Origin of the sequence: Mycobacterium gordonae, from assembly GCF_002101675.1 — a bacterium.
In the GTDB taxonomy this organism is placed as follows: Bacteria; Actinomycetota; Actinomycetes; order Mycobacteriales; family Mycobacteriaceae; genus Mycobacterium; species Mycobacterium gordonae.
The window spans coordinates 94,082-106,793 of record NZ_LQOY01000242.1 but is presented as its reverse complement, the minus strand read 5'-3'; the positions used below and the strand labels follow the sequence as shown (position 1 = coordinate 106,793).

Annotated in this window: 9 protein-coding genes and 1 pseudogene; 6 read left to right on the top strand and 4 right to left on the bottom strand. The window is 69.7% G+C overall.

The features are described 5' to 3' along the window. Together AWC08_RS36900 and AWC08_RS31335 are read left to right on the top strand one after the other, a co-directional pair. On the top strand, positions 1-5,777 hold a 5,777-nt coding region (locus AWC08_RS36900), incomplete at its 5' end, for a PE family protein (RefSeq protein WP_159460041.1). Positions 5,778-5,798: 21 nt separating this feature from the next. After that, positions 5,799-7,082 carry a competence/damage-inducible protein A gene (locus tag AWC08_RS31335; RefSeq protein ID WP_065132548.1) on the top strand — a complete coding sequence of 428 codons (1,284 nt, stop codon included), beginning with the start codon at positions 5,799-5,801 and terminating at the stop codon, positions 7,080-7,082. Here the strand turns inward: AWC08_RS31335 and AWC08_RS31330 are convergent. Further along, entirely contained in the window at positions 7,072-8,331 is a 1,260-nt protein-coding gene (locus AWC08_RS31330; protein ID WP_167545008.1) for a sialate:H+ symport family MFS transporter, read from the bottom strand. The two genes, AWC08_RS31335 and AWC08_RS31330, sit on opposite strands and share 11 nt — an antisense overlap. A gap of 67 nt (positions 8,332-8,398) precedes the next feature. On the opposite strand from AWC08_RS31330, the gene AWC08_RS31325 reads away from it, so the two are divergent. From AWC08_RS31325 to AWC08_RS31315, 3 genes are all read left to right on the top strand, one after another. Further along, entirely contained in the window at positions 8,399-9,466 is a 1,068-nt protein-coding gene (locus tag AWC08_RS31325) for an amidohydrolase family protein (protein WP_065132549.1), read from the top strand. Positions 9,467-9,502: 36 nt separating this feature from the next. After that, positions 9,503-9,901, top strand: coding sequence for a phage holin family protein (locus AWC08_RS31320; RefSeq protein WP_065132550.1), 399 nt, complete (start codon positions 9,503-9,505; stop codon positions 9,899-9,901). A 181-nt stretch (positions 9,902-10,082) separates the two neighbouring features. Further along, positions 10,083-10,505 (top strand): anti-sigma factor antagonist, encoded by a 423-nt coding sequence (locus AWC08_RS31315; protein ID WP_065132551.1) that lies wholly within the window; start codon positions 10,083-10,085, stop codon positions 10,503-10,505. Position 10,506: 1 nt separating this feature from the next. On the opposite strand, the gene AWC08_RS31310 is transcribed toward AWC08_RS31315, so the two are convergent. The 3 genes and pseudogenes from AWC08_RS31310 to AWC08_RS31300 form a co-directional block, all read right to left on the bottom strand. Further along, positions 10,507-10,989 carry a hypothetical protein gene (locus tag AWC08_RS31310; protein ID WP_065132552.1) on the bottom strand — a complete coding sequence of 161 codons (483 nt, stop codon included), beginning with the start codon at positions 10,987-10,989 and terminating at the stop codon, positions 10,507-10,509. Between the two features lie 46 nt (positions 10,990-11,035). Beyond that, positions 11,036-11,182: pseudogene (locus AWC08_RS31305) on the bottom strand (SRPBCC family protein); the annotation flags it as partial. Next, complete coding sequence (locus tag AWC08_RS31300) at positions 11,182-11,811, bottom strand: nitroreductase family protein (RefSeq protein ID WP_065132553.1); 630 nt, start codon at positions 11,809-11,811, stop codon at positions 11,182-11,184. The pseudogene AWC08_RS31305 and the gene AWC08_RS31300, both read right to left, overlap by 1 nt. Positions 11,812-12,018: 207 nt before the next feature. Between AWC08_RS31300 and AWC08_RS31295 the strand changes: the two genes are divergently transcribed. After that, complete coding sequence (locus AWC08_RS31295) at positions 12,019-12,708, top strand: hypothetical protein (RefSeq protein ID WP_232007978.1); 690 nt, start codon at positions 12,019-12,021, stop codon at positions 12,706-12,708. The last annotated feature ends 4 nt before the right edge of the window (positions 12,709-12,712 follow it).

The following is a 12,712-nucleotide window of genomic DNA, read 5'->3' as shown; positions in this document are numbered from 1 at the left end:
GCGGCGGACGCGGCTCGTTACTCTTCGGCGCTGCGGGAGCGAACGGCAATGGCGGGACCGGTGGAGTCGGCGGCAACGCCGGAGCGCCCGGGGACGGCGGTGTCGGCGGCGCGGGCAATTCCGTTCTGACCACAGGCGGCTCCGGCGGCAACGGCGGTGACCCTGGCGCCGTAGGCGTCGGCGGCATCGGAGGTGGGGCCGGTGGACCGGGTGCCAGTCCCGGCGCCAGCGGCTTGACGGGAAGCATCATCGCGGGTAACGGCGGCACCGGCGGTACAGGCGGCCAAGGCTACGACGCCGCCGCCGACGGAGCTCCCGCCGGGACCTCCGGCGGCAAAGGCGGACAGGGCGGCTTGGGCGGCAGCTATGGGCGCGGGGGAGTCGGCGGGGCCGGCGGCAACGCCACGTCCGGCGGGAATGGCGGCGACGGCGGAGGGGGCGGAAACAGCGGTGCGTCCGGTGGCGTCGGCGGCGCGGGCGGAGCGGGCGGTGACGGCGCCGGCACCGGCAACGGCGGCAGCGGTGGACTGGGCGGCGACGGTTTCAACAGCGGCAGCGGACAAGCAGTCGGCGGGGTGGGCGGTGCCGGAGGTGACGCCGTAATCGGTCGAGGCGGGAACGGCGGCACCGGCGGTGTCGGATTGAGCAACGGCGCCGCCGACGCGATCGGTGGCGCCGGCGGGGCCGGAGGCACCGGCGCTGCGGGTGGGGGAGACGGCGGCGCCGGCGGCGCTGCCGCCAGCAACGGAACCGGAAACGCCGTCGGCGGCGCCGGGGCCAACGGCGTCAGCGGGGGTTTGACGGGCGAGGGCGGCAGCGGCGGGGACGGCGGAAGCGCCTTTGTCGTCAATGCACTGTCGACGGCAAAAGCCACCGGAGGCGCCGCGGGTATCGGCGGGGACGGCATCAATGGCGGAGACGGCGGTGCCGGTGGGTCAGCGACGACCTTTGGAACGGGACAGGTCAATCCCGGTACCGGAGGTAGGGGCGGCAATGGCCTTGTCGGCGCCGGCGGAACCGGCGGCGCCGGAGGAAACGCGACGGTCAACAACGCGAACTCGACCGTCAGCCCGGTCGGCGGCAAAGGCGGTGCCGGCGGCACCGGAGTCGACAACCAGTTGTCCGCGGGCGGCACCGGGGGCAACGCGCAAACCAACAGCACCAACGCCAGCACGACATCCACCGGCGGCGCCGGCGGCGCGGGCGGCAACGCCACCGATAACGTCGGCGGAAGCGGGGGGACCGGCGGAGTCGGCATCCACAACGGGGCCGGCACCGCCATCGGCGGGGTGGGCGGAGTGGGTGGCACCGGTCCTGCCGGAGGTGGAGCCGGCGGAGCTGGCGGGTTCGCCACCAACGGCGGAACGGGTAACGCCGTCGGCGGAGCAGGTGCTGATGGCACCAGCGGGGAGAATACCGGCTTCGGCGGGGCAGGCGGATCCGGCGGCGGCGCCCTGGTCAACAGCAACCTCTCCACCGCTACGGCCACCGGCGGCAAAGGCGGTGCGGGTGCCGACGGCACCTCCGGTGGGAACGGCGGTAAAGGCGGGGCGGCCACGAATGACGGGACCGGAGGCGTGGCCGGCGGCTCGGGCGGCAACGGGGGCACCGGCACCACCGGCGGCGGCGGCAATGGTGGCGGCGGCGGCGATGTCACCATCACCAATCCGAATTCGATAGTCAACGCGATCGGCGGCGCCGGCGGTGCCGGCGGCGATGGTGTCGACAATCTCTCCGCAGGGCTCGGAGGCACCGGCGGCTCCGCACAAACCAACAGCAGCAGCGTTACGAGCACAGCCACCGGCGGCACCGGCGGCGTCGGCGGCAACGCCACCGCGGGCACCGGCGGTGCCGGCGGCTCCGGAGGTGCCGGGATCCACGACGGAGCCGGCACCGCCGTCGGCGGTGTCGCCGCCTCGGGCGGCACGGGTGTCATCGGAGGTGGGGCCGGCGGGAACGGTGGGTCGGCGACCAACAGCGGAACCGGTAACGCAATCGGCGGCGCCGGCGCCGACGGCACGAGCGGCGGCGCAGGCGGCACCGGCGGCGCCGGCGGCGCAGGCGGTCAAGCGGAGGTCAGTAACCCCGGATCCGGCGCCACGGCAATCGGTGGCAACGGCGGCGCCGGTGCGACCGGAACCTCCGGCGGTCAGGGCGGGTCCGGTGGCGACGCCGTCAGCAAGGGAACCGGCAGCGTTACCGCCGGCACCGGTGGGCAGGGTGGCGATGGCACCACCGCTGCCGCGGGCGCCGGTGGCGTCGGCGGTACCGCACGCATCCTCAGCACCACCTCCAATCAGACCGCGACAGGTGGCACCGGCGGGGCCGGCGGCAATGCCCTGAACGGCTCCGCCGGGAGCGGAGGCGCCGGCGGTGGGGCCGAACACGCCGGAACCGGTGACGCGTTCGGCGGCGACGGCGGGACCGGCGGTCAGGGATCCGTAGTGGGTGGTGCCGGTGGCGGCGGGGGCTATGCGATCCAGACTGGAACCGGCAACGCCACCGGTGGGGACGGTGCGACCGGCACCACCGGGGGAACCGGAGGAGCGGGCGGCAGCGGCGGAAGCGCGCAGATCAACAACTCTGGGTCGTTGGCCACCGCCAAAGGCGGCGCTGGCGGAGCGGGCGCCGATGGTTCCGTCGGCGGAGCCGGCGGCTCGGGCGGTAGCGCTTCTACCAATGGCAAGGGCGGAGTCATCTCCGGCGCCGGCGGGGCCGGAGGCCAGGGAACCGACGACGTGGGCGGGGCTGGCGGTAGCGGCGGCTCGGCCAACATCTTCAACACCACCTCTTCGGCGACTGCAGTCGGCGGCATAGGCGGGGCTGGGGGCGTCGGTTTCACCAATGGCGGTGACGGCGGCGACGGTGGCTCGGCATCCACCACCGGAACAGGAAATGTCACTCCCGGAACCGGCGGCAAGGGTGGAGACAGCAACGGCGGCGGTGGAGGTGGGGCCGGTGGTCGAGGCGGTGACGCGACCATCAACAACACCTTGTCCTCGGCTACCGCCACCGGCGGCACCGGCGGCGCCGGCGGAACGGGCCTGGACAACAGCAGCGGGTTAGGGCGCGGTGGCGACGGCGGTAACGGTCAGTCAAACAGCGCCAGCGGCACGGCCGCAGCGGTGGGCGGCAAGGGCGGGGCCGGCGGCATCGCGACCAACGGCATCGGCGGTGGTGGTGGCACCGGCGGTAAGGGGATCCATACCGGAGCAGGCACCGCGGCGGGCGGCAACGGCGGAGCGGGCGGTACGGGTGATTTCGGTGGCGGAGCCGGCGGTGACGGTGGCGCTGCCAGCAACAGCGGAACCGGCAACGCGGTAGGTGGCGCCGGTTCGAACGGCACCGCCACGCTAGGGGGTGTCGGCGGCGCCGGCGGAAACGGCGGTGACGCGGAAGTCAGCAACATCGGCTCGAACGCCACCGCTACCGGCGGCAAGGGTGGCGCGGGCGCCAGTGGCTCGGCAGGCGGCGCCGGCGGGCTCGGAGGCGGGGCCTCGAACGCCGGGACGGGCACCGCGAAAGCCGGAGCCGGCGGCTCGGGCGGCAACGGCACCGGCGGTACCGGCGGAACCGGTGGCGGCGGCGGAACTGCCAGCATCTCCAACGCGAGCTCCACGTCTGCTGCGATCGCAGGCGACGGTGGAACCGGCGGCAACGGTGCGAGCGGTGGCAAGGGCGGGTTCGGCGGTTCGGCGACCACGAGCGGAACCGGGAATGTCAACCCGGGCAACGGCGGCGCGGGCGGCATTGGGACCGCGGGTCCCGGTGGGAGCGGCGGTCGGGGCGGCGACGCGGACATCACCAACATCACGTCGGCCGCTACCGCCACGGGCGGGACAGGAGGTGCCGGCGGGGACGGCGTCAACGGCGGCCGCGGTGGCGACGGGGGCTCCGGAAACAATGTGACCGCCGCCGCCGCCAACGGCGGTGCCGGCGGCGCCGGCGGCGCGGCCACGGGTGCCGCCGGCACCGGCGGCGCCGGCGGTACGGGCGGCGCGGCGAATCAAACCGGTGCAGGCACCGCCACTGGCGGCACGGGCGGTAAGGGCGGCGGCGCCGCCGCTGCCGGTGCCAAAGGCGGGGCTGGCGGTCAGGGCGGGTCCGCGCTCAACACCGGCGGAACCGGCCCTGCCACCGGAGGCGCCGGCGGGGACGGCGGAACCAGTGGCGGGACGGGCGGTGCCGGTGGCGTCGGCGGTTCCGCGCAAGTCAGCCCTGCCGCCTCGACCGGTAGCACCACCGGAGGCAAGGGCGGCACGGGAGGCACGGGCAACATCGGCGGAGCTGGCGGTAAAGGCGGCGCCGCGACCAACTTCGGCCTGGGAATCGCCACGTCCGGCAATGGCGGCGCGGGTGGAAACGGCACCGCACTGGGCGGGTTGGGCGGCAACGGCGGCACCGCGGCCGTGAACAACACCGGCTCCAATGCCGTGTCGACGGGTGGCACCGGCGGGATCGGTGGCACCGGGAACACCGGCGGGAATGGTGGCTCCGGAGGGGGAGCATCGACCACCGGTACGGGAAGCGCCAACGGCGGAACCGGCGGCAACGGCGGTCAGAGCAACGGTGCCACCGCTGGCGGGGGAGCCGGCGGCAAGGGTGGCGACGCTGTCATCTCGAACCTCAACTCGACGGCCACGGCCAAGGGCGGCACCGGCGGCGCCGGCGGCAGCGGCGCCAGCAACAGTGGCGTCCAGGGACGCGGCGGTGACGGCGGCAACGCCCAAAGCAACAGCAATCAGGGCGCGAGCGCGGCCGTCGGCGGCACCGGCGGAGCCGGTGGCACCGCCACAGCCGGTGTTGGTGGCACCGGCGGCGACGGTGGAGGGGCGATTCACACCGGCGCCGGCACCGCCACGGGAGGTCTCGGCGGCAACGGCGCAACCGGTACGACCGTCGGCGGGGCAGGCGGAAACGGTGGGCAAGCGATCAGCGACGGAACGGGTAATGCGTTCGGCGGCAAAGGCGGCAACGGCAGCATAGGTTCGACCACTGGAAGTAGCGGCGGCGCCGGCGGAAATGGCGGCAGCGCAATAATCATCGACACGAGTTCAAACGGCATCGCGACCGGCGGCAACGGTGGCGCTGGGGCCGCCGGCGGCGCAACCGGCGGTAATGGCGGCCAGGGCGGCGCGGGAGGCGCCGCGACGAACGCCGGACTGGGAGCCGCAGTCGGCGGGGTCGGCGCCGCCGGCGGTGCCGCCAGCAATTCCGGCACTGGAGGCACCGGCGGGGCAGGCGGAAACGCGAACGTCACCAACCCCGGCAGCGTGGCGACTGCAACGGGTGGGAAAGGAGGCGTCGGCGGAATCGGCGGTAATGGCGGCACCGGCGGCAAGGGAGGCGCCGCGACGAACGCCGGACTGGGAGCCGCAACCGCCGGAGGCGGCGGTAACGGCGGTGCCCCAATCAGTTCCGGCACCGGAGGCACCGGCGGGGCAGGCGGAGAGGCAAACGTCACTAACACCTTCAGCGTGGCCACAGCGACGGGCGGGCTTGGCGGAAGCGGCGGAGACAGCGCTGCCAGCGGGATCGGCGGCACTGGCGGAGCCGGAGGGCTGGGCTCCACTTTGGGCACCGGAAAAGGCGCCGGTGGAAACGGTGGCGATGGCGGCGACAGCACACTACTCGGCGCGAAAGGTGGCAACGGCGGTAATGGCGGGGACGCCCACGCTGGTATCGGCGGCACCGCATCGGTCGGCACCGGCGGCAGCGGCGGCACCGGCCCGGCCGGCTTCGGCGCGAGCGGCACCAACGGAAGCATCATCATCTGACGGTTGCGTAGGCTCGGCACGGTGAGCGCACGCGCAGGCATCGTGGTCACCGGCACCGAGGTTCTGACCGGACGGGTACAGGACCGCAACGGCCCCTGGCTGGCCGACCGGCTGCTCGAACTGGGCGTCGAACTGGCGCATATCACCATCTGCGGGGACCGCCCCGCCGACATCGAGGCGCAGCTGCGGTTCCTGGCCGACCAGGGTGTGGACCTGATCATCACCAGCGGCGGCCTGGGCCCGACGGCCGACGACATGACCGTTGAGGTGGTAGCCCGGTTCTGCGGCCGCGAACTGAAGCTGGACGAAGCCCTGGAAAACCGGATCGCCGACATTCTCAAGGCCCTGATGGCGCGCAACCCCGCGTTCGCCTCCCTGATGGAACCGGGGAAGTTCGAGTCGGTAAGGGCGGCCAACCGCAAGCAGGCCATGGTTCCGGTCGGCGCGCAGATCCTCGACCCGGTAGGCACCGCGCCGGGTGTGGTGGTGCCGGGCAAGCCCGCCGTGCTGGTGCTGCCCGGGCCGCCGCGCGAGCTGCAGCCCATGTGGCACAAGGCAATTGAGACATCCGGCGTACGGGACGCGATCGCCGGCCGCACCGTCTACCGCCAGGAGATGGTGCGGATGTTCGGCCTTCCGGAGTCGGGATTGGCCGAGACGCTGCGCGACGCCGAAACTGCCATCCTCGGCTTCGCCTCGCTGGAGATCACCACGTGCCTGCGCCGCGGCGAGCTGGAGATCGTGACACGCTACGAACCCGACGCGGCCGACACCTACGCGCAACTCACGCAACTGCTACGCGAGCGCCACGGCGAGCAGGTGTTCTCCGAAGACGGTTCGCAGGTCGACGATCTGGTCGCGCGGCTACTGACGGGCCGCCGGATCGCGACGGCGGAATCCTGCACCGCCGGCCTACTCGCGGCACGGCTGACCGACCGCCCCGGGTCCTCGGATTACGTGACGGGCGGCGTGGTTTCGTACTCCAACGAGGCGAAGGTGGACCTGCTCGGCGTCGACGCCGCACTCATAGAACAGCACGGCGCGGTTTCCGAGCCGGTGGCCGAGGCGATGGCCGCGGGCGCGCTCACAAAGTTCGACGCCGATACCGCGGTAGCCATCACCGGAATCGCCGGCCCCGGCGGCGGAACTGACGAAAAGCCGGTCGGCACAGTGTGTTTCACCGTCGCGCGCAGTGACGGCCCGTCCGTCACCCGCACGTTGAGGCTGCCGGGCAACCGATCCGACGTCCGGGAACGCTCGACCACGGTGGCCATGCACCTGTTGCTGCGGGCACTCAGCTCGTAGCCGGCAGAAACGCACTCTCAGACGAACCGAACCGAATTCCGGTGGCGTCCTTGCCGATCAGCGTCAACGACGCCACCATCACCAGCACCGGCACGATCGTCGCCGCCAGCGCGAAGGGATAGCCGTGCGTCTCGGCCAGGTGTTCCTGGATCGGCAGGTTGAATGCCGCCAGCAGATTGCCGAGCTGATATGTCACACCCGGATACAGGCCGCGGATGGCGTCCGGCGACATCTCGGTGAGATGCGCGGGGATGCAGCCCCACGCGCCCTGCACGAAGAACTGCATCAGAAACGAACCCAGGCACAGCATCGCCGCGGTGCGGGAATAGGCGAAGATCGGCACGACCGGCAATGCCAGCACGGCACAGAACACGATGGTGTAGCGGCGCCCGAAGCGCTGGGACAACGTACCGAAGGCCAGGCCGCCGATGATGGCGCCGACGTTGTAGACGATCACGATCCACCGGGCGGTTGCGCTGGACAGCCCCGCGCCATGGTCGACGGTCGCCTTCAGGAAGGTGGGGTAGACGTCCTGGGTGCCGTGACTCATCCAGTTGAAGGCGGTCATCAGCAAGACCAGGTAGAAGAACCGGCGGATGACCTTGGCGTCGCGCAGGACGTCGCGCACCCGGGTCTTGGTCAGCCGCATGCGGTCCTGGGCAGCCTCCCATACCTCGGATTCCTCGACCCGGTAGCGGATTAGCAGGCTGATCATCGCCGGGATGATGCTCAGTGCGAACAACCAGCGCCAGGACAGGCCGAACCCGTTCATGACGACCAGTGAGGCCAGGCTGGCCAGCAGATAACCGAACGAGTAGCCCTCCTGCAGCAGGCCGGAGAAGAAGCCGCGCCGCTCGGTGGGGACCTTCTCCATGGCCAGAGCCGCGCCCAGGCCCCACTCGCCACCCATGCCGATGCCGTAGAGCAGTCGCAGGATCACCAGCACCGTGAAGTTCGGCGCGAACGCGCACAGGAACCCGACCACCGAATAGAACAGCACGTCGACCAGCAACGGGAGTCGCCGGCCGACCCGGTCGGCCCACAACCCGAACAGCAACGCGCCGACTGGTCGCATCACGAGGGTTGCCGTCGTGACGAACGCGACCTCGGTCTTGCTGCGGTGAAACGTCTCGGCGATGTCGGCATAGACCAGCACGACGATGAAGAAGTCGAAGGCGTCCATCGTCCAGCCCAGGAAAGCCGCCAGGAAGGAGTTGCGCTGGTCGCTGGTCAACCGCTGTCTGGTCACGAGAGCATCGTGGCCTACGTGTCGCCATACCGCGAGTCCGGCGCGCGAGCGAGTATGTTCCGGATACATGCGGATCATCGATGCCGATGGACACGTCGCCGAGAACTCGACGCTCGCCTTCGAGGCCTTGAAGCGCTGGCCGGATCGCGTGCAGCTGAGCAATGATCGGCGGCCCCGGCTGACGATCGAAGGCCGCAACTATCCCGAGGACACCGGCCCGGGCGCCGGGTGTCCGCCGGAGCACGGCATCACCAAGGTGCCCGACATCAACTGCTCAACGGCACAGGGAGTGCTCGCCGACGCCGACCGCGATCAACTCGACACGATGGTGCTGTATCCCAGCCTCGGACTCTGCGTGCCGAGCCTCGAGGACCCGGTGTTCGCCGCCGGTTTCGCGCGTCTTTACAACCAATGGATCGCCGATTTCTGCGAGCCGACGCATGGCCGGCTGCGCGGTGTGGCCGTGACGCCGATCGAACATGGAGACGTGGCCATCGACATCCTGGCCGAAGCGAAACAGCTGGGACTCGTCGCGACGCTGGTACCTCCGGCCCTGAAGACCCGCAATCTCGACCACCCCGACCTCGACAGCTTCTATGCCGCCGCCGTGCAGCTCAACATGCCGCTGGGCATCCACGGCGCGCCCGGCATTCACCTGCCGAAGATCGGCGTCGACCGCTTCACCAACTACATCCAGGTGCATTGCATCAGCTTCCCGTTCGACCAGATGACCGCGATGACGGCCCTGGTGTCCGGCGGCGTGTTCGAACGCCACCCAGACCTGCGCGTCGCGTTCCTGGAGGCAGGGGCCGGGTGGGTGCCGTTCTTCATCGATCGCCTGCACGAGCACTACGAGAAGCGCGGCGACTGGATCGAGGGCGGCTGGCGCCGTGATCCGCACGAGTACCTGCGGGCCGGCAATATCTGGGTGACGTGCGAGCCGGAGGAGCCGATCCTGCCCGGGGTGATCGACGTGCTGGGGGACGACTTCATCATGTTCGCCAGCGACTACCCACATTGGGACGGGGAGTGGCCCGAAAGCACGAAACATTTGCGGCAACGGCGGGATATCAGCAAGCAATCCCGGGAAAAGATCGGCGCACTCAATGCCCAGCGTTTCTACGGGCTGAATTAGACGTTCCGGCGCGGCCTTCAGTGGCAGGATCTGCCCATGGCCGCTTTCCTGGTACGCGCGGTATTGACTGGACTCGCGCTGTGGGTCGTCACGCTTTTGGTTCCCGGCCTGACCTTCGTCGGCGGCAACACCACGCCGCAGCGGATCGGCATCATCTTCGTGGTCGCGGTGCTGTTCGGATTGGTCAACGCCATCGTCAAACCCATCGTGCAGATTCTGTCAATTCCGATGTACATCCTGACCCTCGGTCTCTTCCACATCGTCGTCAACGCGTTCATGTTGTGGATCACCGCGCAGATCACCAAGGACACCACCCACTGGGGCCTGCAGATCGACCACTTCTGGTGGACCGCGATCTGGGCGGCAATCCTCTTGTCGATCGTTAGCTGGGTGCTGTCGCTGCTGACCCGCCGGGCAACCCGGCGCCGTCAATAAATGCACCGGATAACCGGGAAATTTCGCGTGGACACCCTATGTTGTCAGGCCTTGTTGCACATATGCTGAGTACCACCGTGCTTACGAAGACACCCCGCTGACATTGCCCACCATTTACGCTGTCTGTCGGCACGAACTCCATACGAGCTCCACACGGAATCCATAGACGGGATACTGCCGAATGAACACTGTCGCGATCGGATCATCGCCAGGTCCTTCGACTACGCGGCTGAGTTCTCAACTGGGTGATCCGAACAGCGGTTTGCGGGCGGTCACCGAATGCACCGGTTCAGCAGTGGTGGTTCATGTCGGCGGCGACATCGACGCCAGCAACGAAGTGATCTGGCAGCGCCTGATCAACAGGAGCGCCGCCATATCAATTGCGCCGGGCCCCTTCGTGATCGACATCCGCGAACTCGATTTCCTGGGATCCTGCGCCTACGCGGTGCTTGCCCAGGAATCGGTGCGTTGCCGTCGTCGCGGCGTCAACCTGCGCCTGGTCAGTAATCAGCCGATCGTCGCCCGCACCATTGCCGCGTGCGGACTGCGCCGGTTGCTGCCGATGTACACCACCGTCGAGACGGCGCTGGCGCCACCCGCCTAGGTCAGGGACCGTGCGGGGCGAGTAGTCCGTTCAGGATTCCCAGGCCGGCCTGCACCTGCGGCCCCGGAGCGCTCGGCGGCGGGGCGTCGCTGGTGGGCTGCCACGGCTGGCAGCCACTGGTCTTGAAGGTCTTGTCGGTCGGCTCGATCTGAACCACCTGAGGCTTTTTCGTCATCGCGTTGTCGATGAGCGCGCCGTCGGGGTTGCCCGTCCGCTTCCAGTAGCAGGTGCCGGTACCGACCGGGCCGGCGGTGCTGTAGGTGCCCGGCGCGATGTCCGTGCCGACGGTGTAGATGCCGTCGTGGTCGATGGTGGTCTTGAGCGCTCCGGCCGGGGCCGGTGTACCGGACGGGGCAGGGGCGGCAGACGGAGCCGGCGCAGGCGTCACTTCGGGATCGGCGGTGGCGACACCCATCGATCCGAACCAGCCGGCGACGGTCAGCGCTGCGGCCGCGACCCGAGCCGCCGTTTGCTTAGAACCCATAAGTAAGTAGCTTACCGGTCCGACGAGCTCATTTCGAACGGTTGCCGGAGGCCTCGTTGAGGATTTCCATGCTGCCCGTCGGCCAGCTCAGCACCCGCAGCCTCGGCGCATCCGGCGGCACCGGAGGGTGCAACACCCCCCAGATCTTTGCCGGCGGCGCCTCAACATGAAAACGCACGGTGTAGGACTGCATCAGTCGTCGCCCCACTTGTCGAAGAATGTGATCGATTCCGCGGGCGGCCGTGCCGCAGGCCGGAATTCGGTTCCGATCGTGTAGGCCACCGGGAACAGGGCGGCCTGTGTGACGCCGGCGGGGATACCGAGCAATTCGGCGACCTCGCGTTCCTTGGCCAGATGCATCGTCGTCCACACCGAACCCAGGCCGCGCGACCGCAACGCCAGCTGGAAGCTCCAGCCGGCCGGGATGATCGAGGCCCAGGCCGACGCCGCGACGAGTCGATTGGTCTCGTCGATGGACTGCAGCAGGCACGGGATGACATGCACCGGGACCTTGGCCAGCGTGTCGGTCAGGCTCAGCGCGCTGCGGTACACCCGCTGGGTCTGCGGATCGGTGGCGTTGGCTTCGGCACGAACCAGATACTCGGCACCGACGCTGCGATAGATCTCTGCGATCGCGGCGCGCTTGCCCGGATCGGTGACAACGACCCAGCGCCAGTCCTGCGCGTTCTGGGAGGTGGGTGCCTGCATGGCCAGGCGAATGCATTCCATGATGACCTCACGACTCACCGGCCGGGTGAGGTCGAGACGTTTGCGTACCGCTCGGGTGGTGGTCAGCAGTTCGTCGACCGAAGCGATATCCATCCCGTCCCTTTCACCATCCCGTCCGGGTTCGAAAGTACCGCGACACATGCGCAGGACCGCAACACCGCAGCGGTGCCGGCAATAAATTGACGCCTGCGTAGGCCCACGTGGACAGGACGATTCGCTGCTATTAACGTCCTGCCGGTAGACGAGCGAGCGGGCGTTCATAAAGCAGCGCGCGCGTGGGAGGTCTTGGCGTTGCTTTTCATGCACGAAGTCCACACGGTGCGGGGCCGCGCCGAGGACGAGTTCGAAGCCGCATTCCGCGACGGCTGGATGCCGATGCTGGCCGCCGGCGACGAGGCGCGACTGCTCTGGTACACCAACCAGGCGCAAGGCAGTGGGCCGGCCTACACCGTCATCACCATGACGGCCGTGCGCGACGGAGCGGCCTGGGAACGGCTGACCAAACGGGTTCAGCAGGGTGATATGCGGGAGTGGATGCATCACACCGACGAACTGCGCCACGGCGTCGACGCGAAACTGCTGGTCCCGCTGCCCTGGTCGCCGATGCAGGAGGTGGCCTTCGACGAGGTGCCCGTCGACGGCCGCGAGCACGACATGAGCCTGTACATGGAAGACACCATGTGGCCCTATGAGGACAAGTTCGAGGAGTACATCGTCCGGTGCGGGGAGGTGTACGCCCGCAGCCTCGAGCAGCCGTCGTCGATGCTGAAGATGGACGCCTCGTTCCAGCCGGCCCTCGGCAGCCATCTGCGCCGGGAAGTCATCCTGATGCAGCGGATCAGTAGGCCCGAGGCGCTGCTCGACCTGCTCCGCACGCACATCCCCGCGGAGTACCGCACGCCGGGCACCTGGCTGCACGACGCACTGGACCTGCGCGACCAGTGGACCAGCCGCCTGCTGCGCACCTCCACCTGGTCGCCCCTGTACTAAGGAT

What these genes read in the sequence shown, in the direction of transcription:
- AWC08_RS31325 (WP_065132549.1), top strand. Translation starts at nt 8,399, where the DNA reads ATGCGGATCATCGATGCCGATGGACACGTCGCCGAGAACTCGACGCTC.
- AWC08_RS31320 (WP_065132550.1), top strand. Translation starts at nt 9,503, where the DNA reads ATGGCCGCTTTCCTGGTACGCGCGGTATTGACTGGACTCGCGCTGTGG.
- AWC08_RS31315 (WP_065132551.1), top strand. Translation starts at nt 10,083, where the DNA reads ATGAACACTGTCGCGATCGGATCATCGCCAGGTCCTTCGACTACGCGG.
- AWC08_RS31310 (WP_065132552.1), bottom strand. Translation starts at nt 10,989, where the DNA reads ATGGGTTCTAAGCAAACGGCGGCTCGGGTCGCGGCCGCAGCGCTGACC.
- AWC08_RS31300 (WP_065132553.1), bottom strand. Translation starts at nt 11,811, where the DNA reads ATGGATATCGCTTCGGTCGACGAACTGCTGACCACCACCCGAGCGGTA.
- AWC08_RS31295 (WP_232007978.1), top strand. Translation starts at nt 12,019, where the DNA reads ATGCACGAAGTCCACACGGTGCGGGGCCGCGCCGAGGACGAGTTCGAA.